The organism is Pantoea piersonii (assembly GCF_003612015.1).
GTDB classification, from domain to species: domain Bacteria; phylum Pseudomonadota; class Gammaproteobacteria; order Enterobacterales; family Enterobacteriaceae; genus Pantoea; species Pantoea piersonii.
Genome location: NZ_RARB01000004.1, coordinates 430351 through 454425, shown reverse-complemented (window position 1 = coordinate 454425; position 24075 = coordinate 430351). Strand labels below are relative to the sequence as shown.

The following is a 24075-nucleotide window of genomic DNA, read 5'->3' as shown; positions in this document are numbered from 1 at the left end:
TGACCCCCTCAGTAGACAAAACTAACCGCCGCCCCGCCCTGGGGGTGCGGCAGAATGCCCATAGGAATACCGTAAATTGCGCCCAGCACGTCGGGCTGCATAATGGCCTCCGGCGCGCCTTCAGCGATAATTTTGCCGCCGCGCAGCGCGACCAGATGGTCGCAGTAGCGCGCGGCCATGTTGATATCGTGTAGTACGGCGATGACCGTCAGGCCGCGTTCGCGGCTGAGACGCTGGATCAGCGCCAGCACCTCGACCTGATGGGCGATGTCCAGCGCCGACGTCGGTTCATCCAGCAGCAGACAGCGGCTGTTCTGCGCCACCAGCATCGCCAGCCAGGCGCGCTGACGCTCGCCGCCGGAGAGGCTGTCCACCAGGCGAGCAGCGAGCGGCTTCAGCCCGACCTGCGCGATCGCCTCCTCCACCCGAACGCGATCTTCCTGGCGAAAACGGCCCAGCGCGCCATGCCACGGGTAGCGGCCAATCGCCACCAGCTCGCGCACCGTCATGCCTTCGGCGGCGGGCAGCTGCTGCGGCAGATAGGCGACCTCGCGCGCAAAGGCTTTACTGTTCCAGGCTTCGACCGGCGTACCGTTGAGCAGTACGCGTCCCTCGCTGGCGGTCTGGTGCCGTCCCAGCATTTTTAACAGCGTGGATTTGCCGGAGCCGTTATGGCCGATAAGCGCGGTGACTTTGCCAGGCGGAAAGGTTAATGAGAGCGGATGCAGCAGCGTGCGGCCGGGCACGTGAAAGCTGACATTATCCAGCGTAAAAGTGGCTGCGTCGTGCGGAGGCTGCATGGTCATCCCAGGTTAAACGGGCGCCGCGGCGCCCGGTTGCATCAGAAACGGAAAGTGGCGGTGCCGATGATTTGTCGCTCTGCGCCCCAGTAGCAGGCGTAGTCGCGGTAACAGCTGGCCACATAGTCGCGGTCAAACAGGTTTTTCACGTTGACGCCCACTGACGAGCCCGGCAGACCGAAACGACCCAGATCATATTTCAGCGTCGCATCGACCGTGGTGTAGCCAGCGACATCGAAGTTCTGGTTGTTTTGCGTACCGCTACTGTAAAGGCCTTTGCTTTCGCCGACGTAACGCACGCCTGCACCGACAGTGACGCCGGAGAGCGCGGTCTCATGGAAGGTATAATCCGCCCACAGCGACGCCATATGCTTTGGCACCTGCACCGGCGTGCGGCCTTTCAGCTGCGTGTCGTGGGTATATTCCGCGTCGGTGTAGGTGTAGGCAGCCGTCAGGTCGATATTAGCGTTAACTGCCGCTTTCGCCTCCAGCTCTACGCCGCGCGAGCGAATTTCGCCGCTCTGCACGCTGCCGTTCGGATGGTTTACCGTGTCGGGATCGGCCGTCAGATTTTTAGTTTTGGTCAGCTGATAAACCGCAGCGGTCATGGTGATCGGGCGATCTTTCGGCACATATTTCACGCCCGCTTCATACTGTTTTGCGCGTGAAGGATCAAAGGCCTGACCTGCGTAGGTAGAACCAGAGTTGGGAATAAAGGCTTCGCTGTAGCTGAAGTAGGGCGCGATACCGTTATCGAACACATAGTTCAGACCGCCACGCCAGGTAAAGGCCTGATCGTTCTGGCGATCGAAGGTTCCGTTATAGCGATCGTATACTGACGCCATGGCGTAATCGTAGCGGCCACCCAGCGTCAGTACCCAGCGGTTCCACGCCATCTGATCCTGCGCATAAAGGCCGGTCTGACGCTGTTTATTAAGGTGCTGGAAAGGAGCGAACGGCGTAACGCTCTCATCGCCATAGTGCGGGTTAACGGCGTTCAGGCTGCTGGCGGTGCCAAATTGCGCATTGATATCGTTACGCGTGCGCTGGAAATCCACGCCCAGCAGCAGCGTATGGTCCAGCGCGCCGGTGGCGAATTTAGCCTGCGCCTGGGTATCGACGGCGAACTGATTCAGCTCTTCCTCAGAGACCGCCGAACCACGCGTAATCGACTGGGTAGCGGCATCAAAGCCGTTGCCGTAAATGCTGCGATAGTCGGTGCGCAAATCGGCGTAGCGCAGGTTCTGACGTACCGTCCAGGTCTCGTTGAAGCTGTGCTCGAAGTTGTAACCCACCATTTTGGTGTTGCGCGAGATTTTGTTGCTCTCTTCGCCTTCATCAAAATTAGTCGGCAGCTTGTATTCGCTGCCGTCCGCGCGTCTGATTGGCACCACCGTGCCCTGACGCGGCAGCCAGCCGTAATAGCCGGTTTCCGGCTCGTTCTGGAAATAGGTCAGCAGGTCGAAGCGGGTATTTTCGTCCGGACGCCAGCTGAACGAGGGCGCAATGGTGTAGCGTTTCTCTTTATTCCGCTCCTGCTGCGCGTCGGCGCTGCGCGCAAGGCCAGTCAGGCGGTAGCTGTAGACGCCATCGTCATCCAGCGAGCCGCCGAAATCGAACCCGGTAGAGAAAAGGTTGTCGCTGCCCATCTGGAACTGCACTTCGCGCAGCGTTTCCTGTGTCGGACGCTTGCTCACCAGCGCCACTACGCCGCCGGGATTGCTCTTGCCGTAGAGCACTGAAACCGGGCCGCGTAGCAGCTCGGCGCGCTCCAGGAAGTAAGGATCGATAGCGAATTCGGAATAGTTGTCGCCCTGCAGCTTCAGGCCGTCAAGATACTGGTTGGTGTTGGTTTCGCTAAAGCCGCGAATCGACAGCGCATCGATCACCTGCGAGCTGCCGCGGTTGCCGGTCAGGACGCCCGGCGTGTAATTGAACGCCTCTTTTACCGATGTTACCTGACGCTTTTCCATCTCTTCGCGCGTCACCACCGAAACCGACTGCGGGTTTTTCTCAATCGGCGTATCGGTTTTGGTGCCGGTGGCGCTCTGTCTGGCAGCGATGGTCGGCGCCGGACCCCATGCGCTCTCCTGCGCCGCGGCAGAAGCACCATCCGACGAAACCACCAGCGTCTCCTCAGCCAGCGCGGAAGCGCTTACTGAACCCAAAATGACGGCAATGCTCAAAGCCAGCGGACGGCGAGCAAGCGCGCCGCGCAGGTAACAAGGAAAAGTCGTTCGCGCATTCATAGTAGTGTCTCTTGAATAATATAGTGGGCAGGCGAATGGAAACGAGAATGATTATTATGCCGAATGGATTTTAGGCGAAACTCTTACTTCTCTGCAAGGGATAATCCCGCGCGCAGCGCCGTCTGGCGGGCATTCGCGCAGTATTGATCACGCACAAAAAAAGGGCGCCGTAGCGCCCTTTTTAACCGACGTTTTAGTTACCGCCGAACATATCTTTAATCCAGCCGGCGACGCCGTCGCTCTCTTTCTGCTGCTGCGGCTGTTGTTGCTGCTGCTGCATCTGCTGTTGATTTTGCTGCTGGTTCTGCTGCTCCTGCAACTGCTGTTGCTGCTGCTGGAACAGCTGTTGCTGCTGCTGGCAGAGCGCGTCGGGATCGAGCGCCCACACCGGCAGCGAACGCCAGGTGCTGCTGCCGTTGCCGCAAACGAAATTACCCGCTGAGTCGATGCTCATCATGGAGACATCTTCCGGCGGCGTCAGCACCAGCGGCATTGGCGCCTGGTTGTCCAGGTAGCGACGATAGATCTGCATCGCGCCGCTTGCGCCGTACAGCTTGCTCGGCTGGTTATTGTCGCGGCCCACCCAGGTAATGGCGACCTCTTTGCCGTCAACACCAGCAAACCAACTGTCGATCAGGTCGTTAGTGGTGCCGGTTTTGCCCGCCAGATGCGCTTTGGGATAACGCGCGCCCAGCGCCCGCGCCGTACCGTGATCGGCTACCTGCTGCATCGTGTAGAGCGTCAGATAGGCAGCCTGCGCTGGCTCTACGCGCTGCGCCTGCGGGAAGCTCTGATAGAGCACGGTGCCGTCTTCCGCGATAACGGAACGCACCGCCGAGAGCGGCGCGCGGTTGCCGCCGCTGGCGATCGACTGGAACGCCTGCGCCACTTCAATCGGCGTCAGGTTCAGCGCGCCGAGCAGCATCGCTGGCACCGGGTTAAGCTGATCTTTCGGCACGCCCAGTTTGGTCCAGGTATCCACCACCGCGTCCAGCCCCAGCGTCATACCGAGGTTTACCGTCGGCACGTTCATGGAGTTGGTCAGCGCATCCACCAGCATCACCTTGCCGCTGAAGCGACGATCGTCGTTCATCGGTTTCCAGACGCTGCCGTTCGGCTGTTTCAGCGCGATAGGTTCATCGGCGATCCAGCTGTTAAGACGATAGGTGTTCGGCTGGCTGAGCGCGGTCAGATAGGTGGCCGGTTTCGCCAGCGAGCCGATAGAGCGACGCGCCTGCAGCGCGCGGTTGTAGCCGGCGAACTGCGGATCCGCGCCGCCTACCATGGCGCGCACTTCACCGCTGAAGCGGTCGACTACCACCATCGCGGTTTCCAGATCTTTCAGGCCACGCTGTTTTTTCAGCGCCGGGATACCATCAAGCACCGCTTTTTCCGCTGCGTCCTGCGATACCGGATCGAGCGTGGTGAAGATCTTCACGCCCGAGAGATCCTTCACCTTATCGCCCAGCTTCGCCTGCAGCTCGTTGCGCACCATCTGCATAAAGGCGGGCTGCGGCGTGATCACGCCGCCCTTCGGCTGTACGCCGAGCGGACGCGCCGAAAGCATGTCGTACAGCTCCTGATCGATCACCTTCTGCTGCTGCAGCAGACGCAGCACCAGATTGCGTCGCTCCAGCGCCAGTTTCGGATTACGCCACGGGTTATAGAGCGAGGCGCCTTTCACCATGCCCACCAGCATCGCCTGCTGATCGAGGCTCAGTTCGTCGACCGGACGGCCAAAATAGTAGAGGCTCGCCAGCGGGAAGCCGCGGATCTGGTCGTTGCCCGCCTGGCCGAGATAGACCTCGTTCAGGTAGAGCTCCAGAATGCGATCCTTGCTGTAGCGCGCATCCATAATGACCGCCATATAGGCTTCACGCGCTTTACGCCACAGCGAGCGCTCGTTGGTCAGGAACAGGTTTTTCACCAGCTGCTGCGTCAGCGTACTGCCGCCCTGCACCGCTTTCCCGGCGGTGATATTGGCGAGGAAGGCGCGGCCGATAGAATAAGGGCTGATGCCGTCATGCTCGTAGAAATGACGATCTTCGGTGGCGATCAGCGTGTCGACCAGCAGATCCGGGAAACCGGCGCGCGGCACAAACAGGCGCTGTTCGCCGTTCGGCGACTGCAACATGGTGATCAGGCGCGGATCGAGGCGGAAGAAACCAAAATCACGACCGGAATCGATATTTTTAATTTCGCCCAGCTCATCGCCGTCGAACACCATTTGCGCGTGCACCTGCCCCTCTTTGCTGTCCGGGAAATCAAACGGACGGCGCAGCAGATCGATGGTGTTGCCTTTTACCGAGAACTCGCCGGGACGCGTAATACGCGACACCTCGCGATACTGCGTGCCTTCCAGCAGCGCAATCATCTCTTTTTTGTTGTAGGCCATGCCTGGTTCCAGGCTGACCATGCGGCCATAAACGGTCGCGGGTAGCTGCCACACTTTTCCGTCGATGCGGGCGCGGATCTCAGAGTCGAGGTAAACACCCCAGACGGCCATGACGACCACAAACACAAGGAACAGCCTGATAAGCCAGCTTAACCAGCGACGCTTCCCGCGCGGCGGACGCTTTCCTTTACTTTTACGCGGCACAGGCGCTTTCTCCTCAACCTCATCATCAAAATCATCATTATCAAAATCGTCTTCATCCCTGCGGCGACCCCGGCGCGTAGCGTTACGCGGCGGCTTGGGCTGTTTTCCTTTGCGCCCAATGGGTTCGCGATCGTTCCCAGACATTGGTTTCATTCTCCAGGCATTACGTTGGCTGCGCCGATACTCTAGCGGCTTTTACCTCTTCCGCATGGCGGAACCCTCTGAAATCGATCCAGCTGGCTCAACCTTGCGGGGAATATTTTTTGGTGCGCCTTGTGGGCAAGGCGCTGGCCGGATCGTCGGGCCAGGGATGTCGGGGATAGCGCCCTTTCATCTCTTTTTGCACCTCCGGATACGCGCCGCGCCAGAAGGCGGCCAGGTCGCGGGTTATCTGCAACGGACGCTGCGCGGGCGATAACAGCTCCAGCACCAGCGGCACGCGCCCTTCCGCCACGGCGGGATTGCTCGCCTCGCCAAACATCTCCTGAATGCGCACCGCCAGCGCGGGCGGTTTGTCGGCATGGTAGCGAATGGGCAGTCGGCTTCCGGTCGGCACAGTGTAATGAGTTGGCAGCGCACTATCCAGCCGCTGGCGTTGTGACCATGTGAGCAAATGTAATAGCGCGCTGACAAGGTTAACCGCCTGCAACGATTTCAGATCGCGCACCGCGCCCATCTCCGGCAGTAGCCACACATCGAGCGTCGCCAGCAGCGTTTCATCATCTACGGCGGGCCATGTCTCCTCCGGCAACCACTGCGCCGCGCACTGCAGCCGCACGCGCAGCTGTTCCGCTGCCTCGCTCCAGCCCAGCACTGCCAGACCCTTTTGCGCGACCCAGCGCAGCATCGCCGCGTGCAGCACCTCAGGCTGCGGACGCGCCATCGGCTGCGCCTTTAACACCAGCACGCCAGCCTGTTCGCGACGCAGCGCGCGCAGCGTGCCTTTCTCTTCGTCCCATTCGACTTCGGTGCGCACTTCCACCAGCTCCGGGCGCGCCTGGCGCAGCGCGTCGATATCAACCGGCAGCGCCAGCAGCATGCGTGCGTCCGGCGTCGCGCTGCCCTGCAGCAAAGCGGGTGCGATCAGCCATTCGTAGCGGTTCAGCCCCTCTTGCGAATCGAGCATCGCCCCCAGGCCGTTGGCGAGCTGATAGCGGCCGCCGTTATCGCGACGTCGCGCCAGCCGATCGCCGAAGCCCGCCGCCAGCAGCGCAGGAAAGCGGTCTTCATCGACGCGGCCGCCGCTGACGCCGAGCCGTGACTGCCACTGCTTTGCGCGCCGCTGCCATTGCGGCTGCGGACGGTGCAGCGCGTCACGCAGATCGGGCGTGCCGCTGCGCGGCGGATCCTCAAGAACCGCCACCAGCAGCGCGGCGCTGGCGGCCGCATCAGGATCCTGCCCGGCGGCGCACAGCATCGCGCTCAGACGCGGCTCGCCGCCGAGCTGCGCCATGCGTCGTCCCTGCGCGCTCAGCTTGCCGTTCTCATCCAGCGCGCCAAGGCGGGCAAGCAGCTGCCGCGCCGCGCGCAGATGTTTTTCTGGTGGCAGGTCGAGCCAGGTAAGCTGGTCCGGCTGGTTGCAGCCCCACTGCAACAGCTCCATCCAGAGCGCGGCGAGGTCGCTATGCGCGATCTCCGGCTCGCTCTGCGCAGCGGCGCGCGACGCCTGTTCTTCGGCGATCAGATGCAGACAGATGCCGGGCATCAGACGACCGGCGCGGCCGGCGCGCTGCGTCATCGACGCCTGGCTGATACGCTGGGTCAGCAGCCGCGTCACGCCGCTGCGCGCGTCAAACTGCGCCGTGCGCTCCAGCGCGCTATCCACCACCAGACGGATGCCTTCGATAGTAAGACTGGTTTCAGCGATATTGGTGGCGAGCACCACTTTGCGGCGGCCGGGCGGCGCAGGCAGAATTGCGCGGCGCTGTGCCGCCAGCGGCAGCGCGCCATAGAGCGGCGTGAGGTCGACATCCTCCGCCACGCGCGATTCCAGCTCGCGTTTAACCCGCTCAATCTCCGCCACGCCGGGCAGGAACAGGAGCAGCGAGCCGCTCTCTTCGCGCAGCAGCTGCGCCGTTTCGCGCGCCACCGCCTCTTCAAAGCGCAGCGTTGCGCTGAGCGAGGCAAAACGGCGCGTCACCGGGAAACTGCGCCCTTCGGAGACGATCAGCGGCGCATCGGGCAGCAGCGCCGAGAGGCGCGCGTTATCCAGCGTCGCCGACATCAGCAGGATTTTCAGATCGTCGCGCAGCCCTTGCTGTACGTCGAGCAGCAGCGCCAGCGCCAGATCCGCCTGCAGGCTGCGCTCGTGGAACTCATCGAGGATCACCAGCGACACGCCGCTGAGTTCAGGATCGCGCTGCAGCATGCGCGTCAGAATGCCCTCCGTCACCACTTCCAGTCGGGTGGCCGGGCCGACGCAGTTTTCGCCGCGCATGCGGTAGCCGACGGTTTCGCCGGGCTGCTCGCCAAGCTGCTCCGCCAGACGTTGCGCCACGTTGCGCGCCGCCAGCCGACGCGGCTCCAGCATAATAATGCGGCCCGACAGATTCGCCCGCTGCAGCAGCTGCAGCGGCAGCCAGGTCGACTTGCCCGCGCCGGTTGGGGCCGCCAGCAGAATTTGCGGCGCCGCGTCGAGCGCCTGCAGCAGGTCGGGCAGCACGGCGCTGACCGGTAAATCACTCACGGCAAACTCCCGTTCAGCCTGTGTTAAGATGGCGCGCATTGTAGCATTCATCCGTGAGGATTGCCGGAGACCGCCATGGAGACGCAACGCCTGTTTTTTGGCATCGGGCTGCCTGACGCGCTGCAGCAGCAGCTGGTGCGCTGGCGCGCCGATAACTTCGCCGACGACGCCGGCCGCCCTGTTGTTGCGGCCAACCTGCACCTGACGCTCGCCTTTCTCGGCGAGGTGAAAAGCGAGACCGCGCAAAAGCTGCAACAGCTGGCCGCGCGCATTCAGCAGCCCGCCTTCGATCTCGATCTGGACGACGCCGGTCACTGGCCGCGTCCCCGCGTGGTGTGGCTCGGCTGTCAGCGGCCGCCACGCGGTCTGCTGCAACTGGCCGATCTGCTGCGGGCCCAGGCGGCGCGCCACGGCTGCGCGCAGAGCGCCCAACCTTTTCACCCGCACGTTACGCTGCTGCGCGACGCGGCCTCGCGCATTGCGCTGCCGCCGCGCGGCTTTCACTGGCGCTTTCGCGTCGACCATTTTTCGCTGTTTTCGTCGCAGTACGCGCGGGGCCGCACGCGCTACCAGGCGCTGGCGAGCTGGCCGCTGACCTGATTCTGGAGCGCTATGCTGTTTTCACCGCCGTTAAAGCCCGCCCGACTGATCGCCCGCTATAAGCGTTTTCTTGCCGACGTGGTGACGCCGGAAGGGGAAACCCTGACCATTCACTGCGCCAATACCGGCGCGATGACCGGCTGCGCCACGCCAGGCGACAGAGTGTGGTACTCCACCTCCGACAGCCTGACGCGCAAATACCCGCACAGCTGGGAGCTGACCGAAACGCAGCAGGGCCACTGGATCTGCGTTAACACACTGCGCGCCAACCAGCTGGTGAAAGAGGCGCTGGCGGCAGACGTCATTGCGCCCTTGTCTGGCTACGACGCCTGCCAGGCTGAAGTCAAATATGGTGCGGAAAAGAGCCGAATCGACTTCCTGCTTCAGGCAGGCGGCAGACGCAACTGCTATATTGAAGTCAAGTCCGTGACCCTTTTACATCAAGGAAAAGGCTATTTTCCGGATGCGGTGACGGTCCGAGGCCAGAAGCATCTGCGCGAGCTAAGCGCCGTCGCGGCTGCCGGTCATCGGGCTGTTTTGTTGTTTGCGGTTCTGCACTCGGGGATTGAGGACGTCTCCCCCGCGCGTCACATTGACGCACGTTACGCAGACCAACTGGTCCAGGCGCAGCAGGATGGCGTAGAGATTTTGGCGTATCGCGCAGATTTATCACCGGCAGGCGTGTTTCTGAAAAAGCCGGTTGCCGTAAGCTTGTAATATCTTTTGCAAATTGTTGTGTTATGAATGTTTAACGCGCGGCGCCAAATACGCTGTTCCTCACAGGCTTGTCAAGGTGCGATCATGAATAATTGCCAACCTTGACTGCTTCTGTTATTTATAGCGGCCTGTTTTTCCCCGTAGGGGGATCGATGTACCCGTTTGCGGCAACGCGGCGAAACCCGGCAGGCAAAATGTAGCGTAATGACTACACTCAACCGCCTGACGCCTAATCGCTGGCGCTGAACCACAAAAGGTATAGTGCGTGTTATCCAGGAGAAACAACATGCAAGAAGGGCAAAACCGTAAAACATCGTCCCTGAGTATTCTCGCCATCGCTGGGGTGGAGCCATACCAGGAGAAGCCGGGCGAAGAGTATATGAATGAAGCCCAGCTGCAACATTTTCGCAAGATTCTGGAAGCCTGGCGCAATCAGCTGCGTGATGAAGTTGACCGTACCGTCTCGCATATGCAGGACGAAGCGGCGAACTTCCCGGATCCGGTTGACCGTGCCGCGCAGGAAGAGGAATTCAGCCTTGAACTGCGTAACCGCGACCGCGAGCGTAAGCTGATCAAAAAGATCGAGAAGACGCTGAAGAAAGTCGAAGATGACGACTTCGGCTACTGCGAGTCCTGCGGCGTGGAGATCGGCATCCGCCGTCTGGAAGCGCGTCCGACCGCCGATCTTTGCATCGACTGCAAGACGCTGGCTGAAATCCGCGAGAAACAGATGGCTGGCTAATGCCATGCCTCTATCACCGCACTGCGGAAGAGCACGCTGTTGTTCCGCTGTGCGGTGACTTTTAATGCCTATGTCCACGCTTCCCTGTATCGGGCGTTTCGCTCCCTCTCCTTCTGGCGATCTTCATTTCGGCTCGCTGATTGCCGCGCTTGGCAGCTATCTCAGCGCGCGCGCGCAAAAAGGCCGCTGGCTGGTACGCATCGAAGATATCGATCCGCCACGCGAAGTCGCAGGCGCCGCCACGCGCATTCTGCATCAGCTGGAGCATTACGGCCTGCACTGGGACGGCGAGGTGCTGTGGCAGTCGCAGCGCCATGAAGCCTATCGCGAAGCGCTGGCGTGGCTGCAGACGCATCGTCAGAGTTATTACTGCACCTGTACGCGTCGCCGCATCCAGCAGATCGGCGGGTTTTACGACGGTCACTGCCGCGATCGCCATCTGGGGCCGGAAAACGCCGCGCTGCGTTTACGTCAGCACGCGCCGGTTTTCAGCTTTGACGATCGGCTGCGCGGCATCGTGAACGTGGATGCGCGTCTGGCCCAGGAAGATTTTATTATTCATCGGCGCGATGGCCTGTTCGCCTACAACCTTGCCGTGGTGGTCGATGACCATTTTCAGGGCGTAACGGAGATCGTGCGCGGCGCGGATTTAATTGAGCCCACGGTGCGGCAGATAGCGCTTTATCAGCAGTTCGGCTGGCCGACGCCTGACTGGCTGCATTTGCCGCTGGCGATCAATCCCGACGGCAATAAACTGTCGAAGCAGAATCATGCGCCTTCGCTGCCCGCAGGCGACCCGCGACCGCTGCTGGTGCAGGCGCTTCGCTTTCTGGGACAGCCTGTGGCGGCGGAATGGCGCGACGAAACGCAGGAGAAACTGCTGGAAAGCGCGGTCTCACAGTGGAATATCGCTTTGATACCCCATGAGAACGCCCTGAAACCGGCTGAGCCGACAACACCATTCCTAAATGAATCGCAACAGGCTATGATTAGCCGCTGATTTTATTTACACCACTTTACGTCGCTGTCGAGGTGTCCCATTTTTACCCGAGTTGCTAATTTTTGCCGGAAAGTCCTCATGCGTGATGAGGAGGCGCCCGTCGAGGTTGAAACTGAGCGTCATCAGATGACCATTATCCCTCGTGAGAGCCATAACATCTCGCGCAAAGACATTAGCGAAAATGCCCTGAAGGTGCTCTACCGCCTGAATAAAGCGGGCTATGAAGCCTATCTGGTGGGCGGTGGCGTTCGCGACCTGCTGCTGGGTAAAAAGCCCAAGGACTTTGACATCACCACCAACGCCACACCAGAGCAGATGCGCAAGCTGTTCCGCAACTGTCGTCTGGTCGGGCGTCGCTTCCGTCTGGCGCACGTCATGTTCGGTCCCGAAGTGATTGAAGTCGCGACTTTCCGCGGCCATCATCAGGCCGAAGAGGATGTCGAAGAGGATCGCAATCTGTCGCAGCGCGCCCAGAGCGGCATGCTGCTGCGCGACAATATCTTCGGCAGCATCGAAGACGATGCGCAGCGTCGCGACCTGACGATCAACAGCCTCTATTACAACGTCGCCGATTTTACGGTGCGCGACTACGTAGGCGGCCTGCAGGATCTGCAGCAGGGCATTATTCGCCTGATTGGCGATCCAGAGACGCGCTACCGCGAAGATCCGGTGCGCATGCTGCGCGTGGTGCGCTTCGCCGCCAAACTGGATATGTCGATTGCGGCGGAAACCGCCGAGCCGATCCCGCGTCTCGCCACGCTGCTGCGCGATATTCCGCCGGCGCGTCTGTTCGAAGAGTCGCTGAAGCTGCTGCAGGCGGGCTACGGCTACAGCACCTATGTCAAGCTGCGTGAATTCCAGCTGTTCCAGCCACTGTTCCCGACCATTACGCGTAACTTCACCGACGAAGGCGACAGTTATATGGAGCGTATGGTGGCGCAGGTGCTGAAAAACACCGACAACCGCATCCATAACGATATGCGCGTTAATCCAGCCTTCCTGTTTGCGGCGATGTTCTGGTATCCGCAGCTCGAAGCCGCACAGCGCATCGCTCAGGAAAGTGGCCTGACCTATTTCGACGCCTTTGCGATGGCGATGAACGATACGCTGGATGAAGCCTGCCGCGCGCTGGCGATCCCGAAACGCATCACGACGCTGATCCGGGATATCTGGCAGCTGCAGCTGCGCATGTCGCGCCGCCACGGCAAACGCGCCTGGAAGCTGATGGAGCATCCGAAGTTCCGCGCCGCCTACGATCTGCTGGCGCTGCGCGCCGAAGTCGAGAACAACCCGGAGCTGATCCGCCTTAGCCACTGGTGGGGCGAGTTCCAGGCCGCCGCGCCGACGCAGCAGAAAACCATGCTCAATACGCTGGGCGACGATCCGGCGCCGCGCCGCAAAACGCGTCGTCCGCGCCGTCGTCCCACTGCGCCGCGCCGCGACAGTCAGAACGCCTCGTGACCCGCGTCTACCTGGCGCTCGGCAGCAATCTTGCCGATCCCCTGAATCAGGTCGACGCGGCGCTGCGCGCGCTGGACGGGCTGCCCGATACCACGCGCGTCGCCACCTCTTCTCTCTACCGCACGCCGCCTTACGGTCCGCCGGATCAGCCGGATTACCTGAACGCGGCGGTTGCGCTGGAGACTGCTCTCGCGCCGGAAGCCCTGCTGGATCATACCCAGCGTATCGAGCTTGAGCACGGCCGCGTGCGCAAAGCGGAACGCTGGGGGCCGCGCACCCTCGATATCGATATTCTGCTCTTCGGCCAGCAGCGCCTGCATACGCCGCGCCTGATCGTGCCGCACTATGATATGCACAACCGCGCCTTTATGCTGGTACCGCTGCTGGAGATTGCGCCCGACGCGGCGCTACCGGACGGGCGCCCGCTGCGCGACCTGCTGACCGGGCTCGACACCAGCGCCATTCGCTTCTGGCACGGCTGACCGCCGCACAGATTGATCGCGGGAGATTCCGCTCTCCCCTGCTATCCAGTACACTGCGCCCATCTGAAATACCTGAGTTGAGAGCGCAATGAAACCCACCACTATTTCTCATCTGCGTCAGTGGAAAGCGAGCGGACGTAAGTTCGCCACCCTGACCGCCTACGATTTCAGCTTTGCCCGCCTGTTCGCCGATGAAGGCATTCAGGTGATGCTGATCGGCGATTCGCTCGGCATGACCGTTCAGGGCCATGACTCCACGCTGCCGGTGACCGTCGCCGATATCGCCTACCACACCGCCGCCGTACGCCGCGGTGCGCCGCAGGCGCTGGTCATGGCTGACCTGCCCTTTATGAGTTACGCCACGCCGCAGCAAACCTTTGACAGCGCAGCACAGCTGATGCGCGCCGGCGCCAATATGGTGAAGCTGGAGGGCGGCGAATGGCTGGCGGAGACGGTGCGTATGCTGACCGAACGCGCGGTTCCGGTGTGCGGCCATCTCGGCCTGACGCCGCAGTCGGTGAATATCTTCGGCGGCTATAAGGTGCAGGGCCGCGACGAGGCGGCCGCCGAACGGCTGCTGGCCGACGCGCTGGCGCTGGAAGCCGCAGGCGCGCAGCTGATGGTGCTGGAGTGCGTGCCGGTCTCGCTGGCGCAGCGCATTACCCAGGCGCTGTCCATCCCGGTCATTGGCATCGGCGCGGGCAACGTCACTGACGGCCAGATTCTGGTGATGCATGACGCCTTCGGCATTACCGGCGGCCATATCCCGAAATTTGCGAAAAACTTTCTCGCTGAGGCGGGCGACATGCGCGCTGCTATCCGTCACTATATCGCCGAAGTCGAAGCGGGAACCTATCCTGCGGCTGAACACAGTTTCCAGTAATTCAGGAGCCTTACCGTGCTGATCATTGAAACGCTGCCGATGTTGCGTCGTGAAATTCGCCGCTGGCGGCAGGAAGGAAAACGCATCGCGCTGGTGCCGACCATGGGCAATCTGCATGACGGTCATCTGACGCTGGTCGATGAAGCGCGCGAGCGCGGCGATATCGTGGTGGTCTCGATTTTCGTCAACCCGATGCAGTTCGATCGCGCCGACGATCTGGCGCGCTATCCCCGTACGCTGCAGGAGGACTGCGAGAAGCTTAACCGCCGCAGCGTCGATGTGGTGTTCGCGCCTGCGCCCGCGGAAGTTTATCCTCATGGGCTGGAGAATCAGACCTTCGTCGAGGTGCCCGGCCTCTCGTCGCTGCTGGAAGGCGCAAGCCGTCCCGGCCATTTTCGCGGCGTCGCCACTATCGTCAGCAAGCTGTTTAATCTGGTGCAGCCCGATATCGCCTGTTTCGGCGAGAAGGATTTTCAGCAGCTGGCAATTATCCGCAAGATGGTCGCGGATATGGGCTTTGACATTGAGATTGTCGGCGTGCCAACGGTGCGCGCCAAAGACGGCCTGGCGCTCAGCTCGCGCAATGGCTATCTCAGCGCCGACGAGCGTCAGCTCGCGCCTGCGCTGGCGCAGGTGATGAACGGCATGGCGGCGCGCCTCGCCAATGGCGAACGCCATATCGAAGAGATTATCGAGGCCGCCGAAGCGGAACTCAGCGAGAAAGGGTTGCGCCCGGACGGGCTTGCGATTTGCGACGCCGACACGCTGGAGCCGCTGACGGTAGAGAGCCGACGCGCGGTGATCCTGATGGCGGCATGGCTGGGCAAAGCGCGTCTTATTGATAATCAACAGGTCGACCTTACGCAGTAAGCGAGGTCGTTTTCAGGCAGAACAATAAGGTCTTTCGGTTATGATTCGTACCGTTTTACAGGGCAAGCTGCACCGCGTGAAAGTGACCCAGGCGGATTTGCACTATGAAGGTTCCTGCGCCATCGATCAGGATTTTCTCGACGCGTCTGGCATCCTGCAATATGAAGCCATTGATATCTATAACGTCACCAACGGGCAGCGTTTTTCCACCTACGCTATCGCCGCCGAACGCGGCTCGAAAATTATTTCGGTGAACGGCGCGGCGGCGCGCTGCGCCTGCGAAGGCGATATCCTGATTATCTGTTCTTACGTGCAGGTTGAGGATGCGGAAGCGCGCCAGTGGCAGCCGAAAGTCGCCTATTTCGAAGGCGAGAATGAGATGAAGCGTCTGGCGAAAGCGCTGCCGGTGCAGGTTGCCTGAGTTTAACGCGCGTAGCGGAAAGCACGGTTGGACATGGCGCCTGCGCGAGCGGCATGGCCCGCTCGCAAAGACGCTATTCCAGACGTCTCAATGCTGAAGCGTGGGTAACCGGGGCCGAAGAGCAAAGCGCCCCGCGCCATGGACAGCGCGGGACGAGCGAGCAAGGATGCCTTGAGCGACTTTGCGATTGGGCCCTGTTACCCGCGCCATCTCCCAGCGCTAAACTGAAGCAGCCCTCTGGCTGCTTCTTTGCTTATCAGGTGCGCAGGCCGCGTCCGCGCTGGATCAGCGTGTAGACCAGAATATAAAACACCAGGATAAAGGCGATCAGCACCGACAGGGTAAAGACCAGCGGCACATCATTAATGCCGAGGAAGCCGAAGCGGAAACCGCTGATCATATAGACTACAGGGTTGAGCTTCGATACCGCCTGCCAGAAGGGCGGCAGCAGCGTCAGCGAATAGAACACCCCGCCCAGATAGGTCAGCGGCGTCAGCACGAAAGTCGGGATCAGGCTGATATCGTCAAAGGTACGTGCAAACACCGCATTCAGCAGACCGGCCAGCGAAAAAAGAATCGCCGTCAGCAGCAGCGTCAGCGCCACCATCGACCAGGAGTGGACGTGGAACGGCACGAAAAACAGCGAAATCGCCGTGACCAGTATCCCAACGCAGAGACCGCGCGCCACACCGCCGCCGACATAACCGGCGATGATAATATGCGTCGGCACCGGCGCCACCAGCAGCTCTTCAATATTGCGCTGAAACTTGGCGCTGAAGAACGACGAGGCGACGTTAGCGTAGGCGTTGGTGATCACCGCCATCATAATCAGGCCCGGCACGATAAACTGCATATAGCTGAAGCCGTGCATATCGCCGATGCGCGAACCGATCAGGTTGCCGAAAATAATAAAATAGAGCGTCATGGTGATCACCGGCGGCACCAGCGTCTGGATCCAGATGCGGGCAAAACGGTTGATCTCCTTGGCCCAGATACTCTTCAGCGCCACCCAGTACAAATGTGTCATGCTTTCACTCCTTTGCCCTGCACCAGGCTGACAAACAGCTCTTCCAGACGGTTCGCTTTATTACGCATGCTCAGTACCTGCACGCCCTGCGCGCTGAGCTGACCGAAAACGCTGTTCAGACCCTGCTCGCGCATCACTTCGACTTCCAGCGTCGAGGCATCCACCAGACGATACTGAAACCCTTCCAGCGTCGGCGGCGCGCTGCCCGGCGCGAGATCGAGAATAAAGGTTTCCGACTGCAGTTTGGCCAGCAGCCCTTTCATTGAGGTGTTCTCTACCAGCTCGCCGCTCTGGATAATGCCGATGTTGCGACACAGCATTTCCGCCTCTTCAAGATAGTGCGTCGTCAGAATAATAGTGGTGCCCTTTTCATTCAGCTCCTTGAGGAAGGTCCACATAGAGCGACGAAGCTCAATATCCACACCCGCCGTCGGTTCGTCGAGGATCAGCAGTTTCGGCTCGTGCATCAGCGCGCGCGCGATCATCAGACGGCGCTTCATACCGCCGGAGAGCATCCGTGCGCGCTCGTTGCGTTTACCCCAGAGATCGAGCTGCGTCAGATACTTCTCCGCGCGCTGCTGCGCCTCGCGGCGCTCAACGCCATAATAGCCCGCCTGGTTGACCACTATCTGCAGCACGGTCTCAAAGGGGTTGAAGTTAAACTCCTGCGGCACCAGGCCGAGCTGGCGTTTGGCATTGACGACGTCTTTCTCAAGGTCGTAACCGAACACGCGCACGCTGCCGCCTGATTTGTTTACCAGCGAACTGATAATGCCGATAGTGGTGGATTTACCTGCGCCGTTTGGCCCCAGCAGCGCATAAAAATCGCCGGCTTCGACGTTAAGATCTATGCCTTTCAGCGCCTGTACGCCGCCGGAATAGGTCTTGGTCAGCCGGGAAAGTTCCAGTGCATAAGTCATTCCGAATCCATATCCTGTTTTAATGTCGGTGTGTCGCGATGGACATAGCGAGTCGCTGGCTGACGCGATGTCGCCGCAACGTTGCTACTTATGATGAGCCACCCTGAGCGTAAAATCTTCCTGGATGGACACTTTTTTGCGGAGGTGAAGGCTGAACTCCTGAACCGGAGCACAGCCTACACCAGGCCGACGCAGTCAGCCTTGGAAGATTGTGCGGTCAGGCTCAGGATTCGAGCGGCACCACTTTGCCGATATAGGGCAGATGACGATAGCGCTGGGCGTAGTCGATACCGAAGCCGACCACGAACTCGTCAGGAATGGCGAAGCCGACATATTCTACCTTCACGTCGACTTCACGACGCTCGGGCTTATCCAGCAGCGTGCAGATGGCGAGGGATTTCGGCTCGCGCAGACGCAGGATCTCGCGCACCTTGCTCAGCGTGTTGCCGGAGTCGATGATATCTTCCACAATCAGCACATCTTTGCCGCGAATATCTTCGTCGAGATCCTTCAGGATTTTCACGTCACGCGAGCTGGACATGCCACTGCCGTAGCTGGAGGCGGTCATAAAATCGACTTCATGGGGCACCTCGACGGCGCGGCAGAGATCGGCCATAAACATAAAGGAGCCGCGCAGCAGCCCGACCAGCACCATCTCGCTGCCGCTGTCGCGATAGCGCTCGGAAATCTCTTTACCCAGTTCGGCAATGCGCGTTGCGATCGCCTCTTCGGAAATCATCACTTCAACAGTATGTTTCAAAACCTGTACTTCTCGTTGATTTTAAAGGGATCGTCCATCCTCAGCAGCGGATGAACAGAGAGAACCCGCTCAGACCTGAGCGGGTAGCGATTCGCAGGAGAGTATCACAGCTTGCCAGACGCGGCGAGATGCAGCGCCGTACCGCTGGCGGCTTCCTGATGAGCAGAGGATATAAACTTAGAACTTTCCGGCCTTTAACAGAACAAATCGCTACATGATAGCCTGTGGTCAACATATCGTTATATTACATCTGCGCTGAGCAGGAGATCCCATGTCTGACCACTCCAGTAAAAAAACCCATATCGGCGAGCGCAAGCTGCATCCGGAAACCCAGATGCTCAACTACGGCTACGATCCGCGGCTGTCGGAAGGCGCGGTCAAACCGCCGGTATTCCTGACGTCAACTTTTGTCTTTAACAGCGCCGAAGAGGGACGCGATTTCTTTGATTACGTGGCGGGACGGCGCGAGCCGCCGGCAGGCAAAAGCGGCGGCCTGGTCTATTCGCGCTTTAATCATCCCAACAGTGAAATCGTTGAAGATCGTCTGGCGATCTATGAAGAGGCGGAGAGCTGCGCCCTGTTCTCATCCGGCATGTCGGCCATCTCCACTACCCTGCTGACCTTTGCGCGTCCCGGCGACGTAATCCTCCACTCGCAGCCGCTTTACGGCGGCACCGAGACGCTGCTGAGCAAGACCCTGCACAACCTCAATATTGAGCCGGTGGGCTTCAGCGACGGCACCGATGAAGAAAAAGTACGCGCCGCCGCGCAGCAGGCGCTGAGCCTGGGGCGCGTAGCGCTGATCCTGATTGAAACGCCTGCCAACCCCACCAACAGCCTGGTTGATATTGCGCTGATTGCGCGTATCGCTGATGAGATCGGTCAGCAGCAGGGATCGCGTCCGGTTGTCGCCTGCGACAATACGCTGCTCGGTCCTCTGTTTCAGCGCCCGCTGAATTTTGGCGCCGATCTGTCGCTCTATTCGTTAACCAAATATGTCGGCGGCCACTCCGATCTGATCGCCGGGGCGGCAATGGGCAGCAAGGCGCTGATTACCCAAATACGCGCGCTGCGCAGCGCCATTGGCACCCAGCTCGATCCGCACTCCAGCTGGATGATCGGCCGTTCGCTGGAGACGCTGTCGCTGCGCATGGAGAAAGCCTGGCAGAACGCCGAGGCGGTGGCGGCCTTTTTACGCAGCCATGAAAAGGTGGCGAAGCTGCAGTGGCTGCCCTATCTCGATGAGAACAGCGCCGAAGGCCGCACCTTCCGCCAGCAGTGCAGCGGCGCCGGTTCGACCTTCTCGTTTGATATCGTCGGCGGACAGCCCGCTGCGTTCCGCTTTCTTAACGCGCTGGCGCTGTTTAAGCAGGCGGTGAGTCTCGGCGGCACCGAGTCGCTTGCCAGCCATCCCGGCAGCACCACGCACTCCGGCGTGCCGGAAGCGGTCAGGCAGCGTATCGGCATCAGCGACGCCACCATTCGCCTCTCAATTGGCATCGAGAACGCCGGCGATCTGGTGGAAGATATTCGTCTGGCGCTGGAGAAAGCCTGATCAGCCGACGCTGAAGCCCAGCATCATGCCGGTATCCTCATGCTCCAGCAGATGACAGTGCGCCATATAGGCGTGTTCGGCGGCGGCGCGGTGGTCAAAGCGCACCAGCACTTCGCTGCGCCAGCCGTTGACATTGACCATATCCTTCCATCCCTGGCGGTGCGGTGCAGGCGGCTTACCGTTTTCTGAAAGAATGCGGAACTGCGTGCCGTGAATATGGAAGGGATGCAGCATCTTGTCCCCTTCGCCGGAGATGGTCCACTTCTCCAGCTGGCCAGGCGTAACGTTGAACATCGGCTTCGTCATATTAAAGGCCTGGCCGTTGATCTTATTGCCGTTATGGAAGTCGTAGGCCGCTTTAGCGCCGTGCGCCTTGGGCATCGACATATCATGGCCGCTCATCGCCGACATATCATGATCGCCCATCGCCATCTGGTCGTGGCTTTCGCTCTTCGATGACATAGCATGATGCCCGCCCATATTGCCCATCGCTTTATCGCCGTAGCGCTGCATCAGCGCCGCCATGCCCTGCTGATCGAGCTGCGGATCCATCATCAGCTGCAGCCAGCGCGCGTTGGCGCCTTCCGCGGAGGGAACCGGCGGCAGCTGCACCAGCGTGTCGGGCAGCGTGGCGCTCGCCATCACGCGCAGCGGCAGGATCTGCACCAGCGGCAGCGGCTGATCGAACGGCGCCAGCGTCATGCCCATCTGCTCCACCGGCAGCGTCACGATATCGAAACTTTTGCCGTCGGAGGTATCGACCATCACCTCGAAACGTTCGCCCGGCAGCAGCGGCAACGACGCCACTTTCACCGGCTCCGCCAGTAGTCCGCCGTCGCTGCCGATAACATAGAGCGGCCGGTTATCGCTGGCGGCGATATGCAGAGAGCGTGCATTGCAGCCGTTCAGCAGGCGCAGGCGCAGCCAGCCGCGCGGCACCGCCTGCTGCGGATACTGTACGCCGTTAGTCAGCATCATATCGCCGAACCAGCCGACCGCGGCGCTCATGATATCGAGCTGGTAGTCGATGCGGCTGCCGTCCTGAGTGAGCCGCTTGTCCTGGAAGATCAGCGGCACATCGTCCGAGCCCCACTGCGTTGGCAGACGCAGCCTGTCGGTCTCATCGTCCTGCAGCAGGATCAATCCCGCCAGGCCTTGCGCCACCTGATGGCCGGTTTTGCCATGCAGATGTGGATGGAACCAGCAGGTCGCGGCGGGCTGATCGGGCGTAAAGCTGACCTGCCGCGTCGCGCCGGGTTCGATACGCGCCATCGGCCCGCCGTCGACGTCGCCGGGGATCGCCAGTCCGTGCCAGTGCAGCGTCGTAGCTTCCGGCAGCTGGTTATTGATATTGACCGTCGCCGTTTTGCCGCGCCGCAGCACGATGGCCGGCCCCAGCAAACTGCCGTTGTAGCCCCATGTCGCCACATCCTTGCCCTGCCACTGGCTGGTGCCGGTCATGGCGGTGATCTGGATCTGGCCGCGCGGATCGGGCTCCAGCCTTGAAGGAACCGGCAGCAGCGGGCGACTGGCCGCCATCAGGGAGCGGCTCCAGATCGGCAGCGCCCCGGCTGCGCTCAGCGCTGCGGTCAGTTTAAGAAAATGGCGACGATGCATAGCTTATTCATCCGTGTGGTAAGGGAACCACAGCCTAAACCCTTCCCCTGCGGGAGGGTCAAGTCTTGATAGCGGAAACGCCTGAAAAAAGTGCTGGCGCGGGCTCTCCACGGCAAAATAATCGGAATCCTGCCAGTCACTGTGCTATCGTCACATGATGATCAATGAATGAGAACCACTATGAAGAAAAGCATCAGGATCCTGTTACTGGCAGGACTCTTTGGCTTCTCCTCCACCAGTTTTGCCCTGAGCGAATCCGAAGCAGAAGATCTGGCCGATCTTACCGCCGTATTCGTTTATCTGAAAAACGATTGCGGCTATCAGGATCTCCCTGATGCGCAAATCCGCAAGGCTCTGGTGTTTTTCGCCCAGCAGAACCGCTGGGATTTAAGCAATTACGCCACTTACAATATGAAAGCGCTTGGCGAAGCGAGCTACAAAGATCTGAGCGGCATCGCCATCACCAACGACAAGAAGTGCAAGTCGCTGGCGCGCGATTCTCTCAGCCTGCTCGCCTACGTTAAATAAGTCGCTATCCGCCTTCTGCCGATCATTTGACCGTGCATGCACGGTCACTCCTGGTTATCATGTGCCGCTCTTTTCATGGCGAAGTCATCAGAGAGGAGCCCACCATGGCGCAAAAAGAGATGTGGTATGAAACCCTTCATGCCGGTTTCGGACAATATTTCACGGTCGACAAAACGCTTTACCGGGAAAAGACCGCGCATCAGGATTTAATTATCTTCGAAAACGCGCAGATGGGCCGCGTAATGGCGCTGGACGGCGTGGTGCAGACCACCGAGCGCGACGAATTCATCTATCACGAAATGATGACGCATGTGCCGCTGCTGGCGCACGGCGCGGCGAAGCGCGTGCTGATTATCGGCGGCGGCGACGGCGCGATGCTGCGCGAGGTGTCGCGTCACGCCCAGCTGGAAAGCATTACCATGGTCGAGATTGACGCCGGCGTGGTGACCTTCTGCCAGCAATATCTTCCTGAACATAGCCAGGGCGCTTATAACGATCCGCGTCTCAATCTGGTGATCGACGACGGCGTAAACTTCGTTAACCAGACCCAGGAAAAATTCGACGTGATCATTTCCGACTGCACCGATCCTGTCGGTCCGGGCGAGAGTCTGTTCACCTCGGAATTTTACGCTGGCTGCAAAAACGCGCTGAATCCTGGCGGCATTTTCGTGGCGCAGAACGGTGTCTGTTTTCTGCAACAAGAGGAAGCGGTCAACAGCCATCGCAAACTCAGCCACTATTTCGCCGACGTCAGTTTTTACCAGGCGGCGATCCCCACCTATTACGGCGGGATCATGACCTTCGCCTGGGCAAGCGATAATCCGGCGCTGCGTCAGCTTGATGTCGCCACGCTTCAAGCGCGTTTCGCTGCGGCTGGCCTGACGTGCCGCTACTATAATCCGGCTATCCATGCTGGTAGTTTCGCGCTGCCGCAATATCTGCTTAACGCTCTGTCCGCTGAACAGCCTGTATAAGGAGGTGAACCAAATTGCAAAAGCTTAAACTGCATGGCTTCAACAACCTGACCAAAAGCCTGAGTTTTTGTATTTACGATATTTGTTATGCGAATACTGAAGCCGAGCGCGATGGCTATATCGCCTATATCGACGAGCAGTACAACGCCAACCGTCTGACCGAAATCCTGACGGAAACCTGTGCGATCATCGGGGCGAACGTGCTGAATATCGCGCGCCAGGACTATGAGCCACAGGGCGCCAGCGTCACCATTCTGGTGAGCGAAGAGCCGATCGATCCTAAAGATATCGACAACTCGGAACATCCCGGCCCGCTGCCGAACGCCGTCGTCGCGCACCTGGATAAAAGCCATATCTGCGTGCACACCTACCCGGAAAGCCACCCTGAAGGGGGACTCTGCACTTTCCGCGCCGATATTGAAGTCTCAACCTGCGGCGTGATTTCCCCGCTGAAGGCGCTGAACTACCTGATCCACCAGCTGGAATCCGATATCGTCACCGTCGACTACCGCGTGCGCGGCTTTACCCGCGATGTGAACGGCGTGAAGCACTTTATCGACCATGAAATTAACTCGATCCAGAACTTTATGTCGGAAGATATGAAGGCGATGTATGACATGGTGGACGTAAACGTTTATCAGGAAAATATCTTTCACACCAAGATGTTGCTGAAAGAGTTCGACCTGAAACACTATCTGTTTAATACCCGTCCTGAAGATCTCAGCCCGGCGGAACATAAGCGTATTACCGACCTGCTGTGGAAGGAGATGCGCGAGATTTACTACGGCCGCAATATTCCGGCGGTGGGGTTGAAGACGTTTTAGCGATTGGGCGCGCGGCACTGGCAAGGGTACCAGGCGCGCGCCGTTTCGTTTTAGGGTTTTGCATGTTGGGCCTGGCTGCATGGATGTCGCAGAGGAAGCTCAAGGTGCTTGAGATTACCTGTGCGGCAGTACAACTAATGACGAGTAAAAAATCACGCATAACACTTTTAGGCTGCCTGTACGGCAGTGCACCTCTCTCCCTTCGCCTGCGCTTTCTCTCTCCGTTACTAAGCTGCCTGTACGGCAGTGCACCTCGCGATAGCCCTCTTCGTAATTAAGTATCTTTTCTAAGCTGCCTGCACGGCAGTGCACCCACAACATGCAGCCAGCACGACGCCCCATCATTTCTAAGCTGCCTGC

Annotated in this window: 21 protein-coding genes; 13 read left to right on the top strand and 8 right to left on the bottom strand. The window is 60.0% G+C overall.

Annotated features, from left to right (window positions below):
- Window positions 1-8 precede the first annotated feature (8 nt).
- The 4 genes from fhuC to hrpB form a co-directional block, all read right to left on the bottom strand.
- Window positions 9-806: a Fe3+-hydroxamate ABC transporter ATP-binding protein FhuC gene (gene fhuC / locus D7S44_RS14065; RefSeq protein WP_371315470.1), complete on the bottom strand. Its 798-nt coding sequence runs from the start codon at window positions 804-806 to the stop codon at window positions 9-11.
- A 35-nt stretch (window positions 807-841) separates the two neighbouring features.
- Window positions 842-3049: a ferrichrome porin FhuA gene (gene fhuA / locus D7S44_RS14060; protein WP_120455810.1), complete on the bottom strand. Its 2208-nt coding sequence runs from the start codon at window positions 3047-3049 to the stop codon at window positions 842-844.
- 193 nt (window positions 3050-3242) lie between these two features.
- Window positions 3243-5792 (bottom strand): bifunctional glycosyl transferase/transpeptidase, encoded by a 2550-nt coding sequence (gene mrcB, locus D7S44_RS14055; RefSeq protein WP_120455808.1) that lies wholly within the window; start codon window positions 5790-5792, stop codon window positions 3243-3245.
- Window positions 5793-5889: 97 nt separating this feature from the next.
- Entirely contained in the window at window positions 5890-8373 is a 2484-nt protein-coding gene (gene hrpB, locus D7S44_RS14050) for an ATP-dependent helicase HrpB (protein ID WP_120455807.1), read from the bottom strand.
- A 36-nt stretch (window positions 8374-8409) separates the two neighbouring features.
- Here hrpB and thpR point away from each other — a divergent pair, with 36 nt between their 5' ends.
- The 9 genes from thpR to panD all read left to right on the top strand — a co-directional run bounded on the left by thpR (window position 8410) and on the right by panD (window position 15510).
- The gene (gene thpR / locus D7S44_RS14045) at window positions 8410-8934 is read left to right on the top strand and encodes an RNA 2',3'-cyclic phosphodiesterase (protein WP_120455805.1); all 525 of its coding nucleotides are present in this window, start codon (window positions 8410-8412) and stop codon (window positions 8932-8934) included.
- A gap of 12 nt (window positions 8935-8946) precedes the next feature.
- Window positions 8947-9651: a DNA/RNA nuclease SfsA gene (sfsA, locus tag D7S44_RS14040; protein ID WP_120455803.1), complete on the top strand. Its 705-nt coding sequence runs from the start codon at window positions 8947-8949 to the stop codon at window positions 9649-9651.
- A gap of 286 nt (window positions 9652-9937) precedes the next feature.
- Window positions 9938-10393 (top strand): RNA polymerase-binding protein DksA, encoded by a 456-nt coding sequence (gene dksA / locus D7S44_RS14035; protein ID WP_033749555.1) that lies wholly within the window; start codon window positions 9938-9940, stop codon window positions 10391-10393.
- Between the two features lie 70 nt (window positions 10394-10463).
- Window positions 10464-11393 carry a tRNA glutamyl-Q(34) synthetase GluQRS gene (gluQRS, locus tag D7S44_RS14030; RefSeq protein ID WP_120455912.1) on the top strand — a complete coding sequence of 310 codons (930 nt, stop codon included), beginning with the start codon at window positions 10464-10466 and terminating at the stop codon, window positions 11391-11393.
- A 39-nt stretch (window positions 11394-11432) separates the two neighbouring features.
- Window positions 11433-12854, top strand: coding sequence for a polynucleotide adenylyltransferase PcnB (gene pcnB, locus D7S44_RS14025; RefSeq protein WP_205685230.1), 1422 nt, complete (start codon window positions 11433-11435; stop codon window positions 12852-12854).
- Window positions 12851-13336, top strand: coding sequence for a 2-amino-4-hydroxy-6-hydroxymethyldihydropteridine diphosphokinase (folK, locus tag D7S44_RS14020; RefSeq protein ID WP_120455799.1), 486 nt, complete (start codon window positions 12851-12853; stop codon window positions 13334-13336). The genes pcnB and folK overlap by 4 nt, the downstream gene beginning before the upstream one ends.
- 88 nt (window positions 13337-13424) lie before the next feature.
- Window positions 13425-14219 carry a 3-methyl-2-oxobutanoate hydroxymethyltransferase gene (gene panB, locus D7S44_RS14015; RefSeq protein WP_120455798.1) on the top strand — a complete coding sequence of 265 codons (795 nt, stop codon included), beginning with the start codon at window positions 13425-13427 and terminating at the stop codon, window positions 14217-14219.
- Between the two features lie 15 nt (window positions 14220-14234).
- Window positions 14235-15089, top strand: coding sequence for a pantoate--beta-alanine ligase (panC, locus tag D7S44_RS14010; RefSeq protein ID WP_120455796.1), 855 nt, complete (start codon window positions 14235-14237; stop codon window positions 15087-15089).
- A 40-nt stretch (window positions 15090-15129) separates the two neighbouring features.
- On the top strand, window positions 15130-15510 hold the full coding sequence (gene panD, locus D7S44_RS14005) for an aspartate 1-decarboxylase (protein ID WP_120455794.1): 381 nt from the start codon (window positions 15130-15132) through the stop codon (window positions 15508-15510).
- A gap of 256 nt (window positions 15511-15766) precedes the next feature.
- On the opposite strand, the gene D7S44_RS14000 is transcribed toward panD, so the two are convergent.
- From D7S44_RS14000 to hpt, 3 genes are all read right to left on the bottom strand, one after another.
- Window positions 15767-16537 (bottom strand): ABC transporter permease, encoded by a 771-nt coding sequence (locus tag D7S44_RS14000; protein ID WP_120455792.1) that lies wholly within the window; start codon window positions 16535-16537, stop codon window positions 15767-15769.
- Window positions 16534-17457, bottom strand: coding sequence for an ABC transporter ATP-binding protein (locus D7S44_RS13995; RefSeq protein ID WP_120455790.1), 924 nt, complete (start codon window positions 17455-17457; stop codon window positions 16534-16536). The genes D7S44_RS14000 and D7S44_RS13995 overlap by 4 nt, the downstream gene beginning before the upstream one ends.
- A 223-nt stretch (window positions 17458-17680) precedes the next feature.
- Entirely contained in the window at window positions 17681-18217 is a 537-nt protein-coding gene (gene hpt / locus D7S44_RS13990) for a hypoxanthine phosphoribosyltransferase (RefSeq protein WP_120455789.1), read from the bottom strand.
- Window positions 18218-18488: 271 nt separating this feature from the next.
- On the opposite strand from hpt, the gene D7S44_RS13985 reads away from it, so the two are divergent.
- Complete coding sequence (locus tag D7S44_RS13985) at window positions 18489-19772, top strand: cystathionine gamma-synthase family protein (protein WP_120455787.1); 1284 nt, start codon at window positions 18489-18491, stop codon at window positions 19770-19772.
- Here the strand turns inward: D7S44_RS13985 and cueO are convergent, their stop codons facing one another.
- A complete protein-coding gene (gene cueO, locus D7S44_RS13980; protein WP_120455785.1) occupies window positions 19773-21389 on the bottom strand; it encodes a multicopper oxidase CueO in 1617 nt (538 codons plus the stop codon).
- Between the two features lie 180 nt (window positions 21390-21569).
- On the opposite strand from cueO, the gene D7S44_RS13975 reads away from it, so the two are divergent.
- The 3 genes from D7S44_RS13975 to speD all read left to right on the top strand — a co-directional run bounded on the left by D7S44_RS13975 (window position 21570) and on the right by speD (window position 23715).
- Entirely contained in the window at window positions 21570-21917 is a 348-nt protein-coding gene (locus tag D7S44_RS13975) for a YacC family pilotin-like protein (protein ID WP_081138496.1), read from the top strand.
- Window positions 21918-22021: 104 nt separating this feature from the next.
- Window positions 22022-22891 carry a polyamine aminopropyltransferase gene (speE, locus tag D7S44_RS13970; RefSeq protein ID WP_120455783.1) on the top strand — a complete coding sequence of 290 codons (870 nt, stop codon included), beginning with the start codon at window positions 22022-22024 and terminating at the stop codon, window positions 22889-22891.
- Window positions 22892-22905: 14 nt separating this feature from the next.
- Complete coding sequence (speD, locus tag D7S44_RS13965; RefSeq protein ID WP_120455781.1) at window positions 22906-23715, top strand: adenosylmethionine decarboxylase; 810 nt, start codon at window positions 22906-22908, stop codon at window positions 23713-23715.
- The last annotated feature ends 360 nt before the right edge of the window (window positions 23716-24075 follow it).

Bases quoted from the DNA above. Each gene is read 5' to 3' on its own strand.
- thpR (WP_120455805.1), top strand. From the start codon at position 8,410: ATGGAGACGCAACGCCTGTTTTTTGGCATCGGGCTGCCTGACGCGCTG.
- gluQRS (WP_120455912.1), top strand. From the start codon at position 10,464: ATGTCCACGCTTCCCTGTATCGGGCGTTTCGCTCCCTCTCCTTCTGGC.
- mrcB (WP_120455808.1), bottom strand. From the start codon at position 5,792: ATGTCTGGGAACGATCGCGAACCCATTGGGCGCAAAGGAAAACAGCCC.
- sfsA (WP_120455803.1), top strand. From the start codon at position 8,947: ATGCTGTTTTCACCGCCGTTAAAGCCCGCCCGACTGATCGCCCGCTAT.
- panD (WP_120455794.1), top strand. From the start codon at position 15,130: ATGATTCGTACCGTTTTACAGGGCAAGCTGCACCGCGTGAAAGTGACC.
- hrpB (WP_120455807.1), bottom strand. From the start codon at position 8,373: ATGCGCGCCATCTTAACACAGGCTGAACGGGAGTTTGCCGTGAGTGAT.
- D7S44_RS13975 (WP_081138496.1), top strand. From the start codon at position 21,570: ATGAAGAAAAGCATCAGGATCCTGTTACTGGCAGGACTCTTTGGCTTC.
- speE (WP_120455783.1), top strand. From the start codon at position 22,022: ATGGCGCAAAAAGAGATGTGGTATGAAACCCTTCATGCCGGTTTCGGA.
- cueO (WP_120455785.1), bottom strand. From the start codon at position 21,389: ATGCATCGTCGCCATTTTCTTAAACTGACCGCAGCGCTGAGCGCAGCC.
- D7S44_RS13995 (WP_120455790.1), bottom strand. From the start codon at position 17,457: ATGACTTATGCACTGGAACTTTCCCGGCTGACCAAGACCTATTCCGGC.
- fhuA (WP_120455810.1), bottom strand. From the start codon at position 3,049: ATGAATGCGCGAACGACTTTTCCTTGTTACCTGCGCGGCGCGCTTGCT.
- dksA (WP_033749555.1), top strand. From the start codon at position 9,938: ATGCAAGAAGGGCAAAACCGTAAAACATCGTCCCTGAGTATTCTCGCC.
- D7S44_RS14000 (WP_120455792.1), bottom strand. From the start codon at position 16,537: ATGACACATTTGTACTGGGTGGCGCTGAAGAGTATCTGGGCCAAGGAG.
- D7S44_RS13985 (WP_120455787.1), top strand. From the start codon at position 18,489: ATGTCTGACCACTCCAGTAAAAAAACCCATATCGGCGAGCGCAAGCTG.
- fhuC (WP_371315470.1), bottom strand. From the start codon at position 806: ATGACCATGCAGCCTCCGCACGACGCAGCCACTTTTACGCTGGATAAT.
- panB (WP_120455798.1), top strand. From the start codon at position 13,425: ATGAAACCCACCACTATTTCTCATCTGCGTCAGTGGAAAGCGAGCGGA.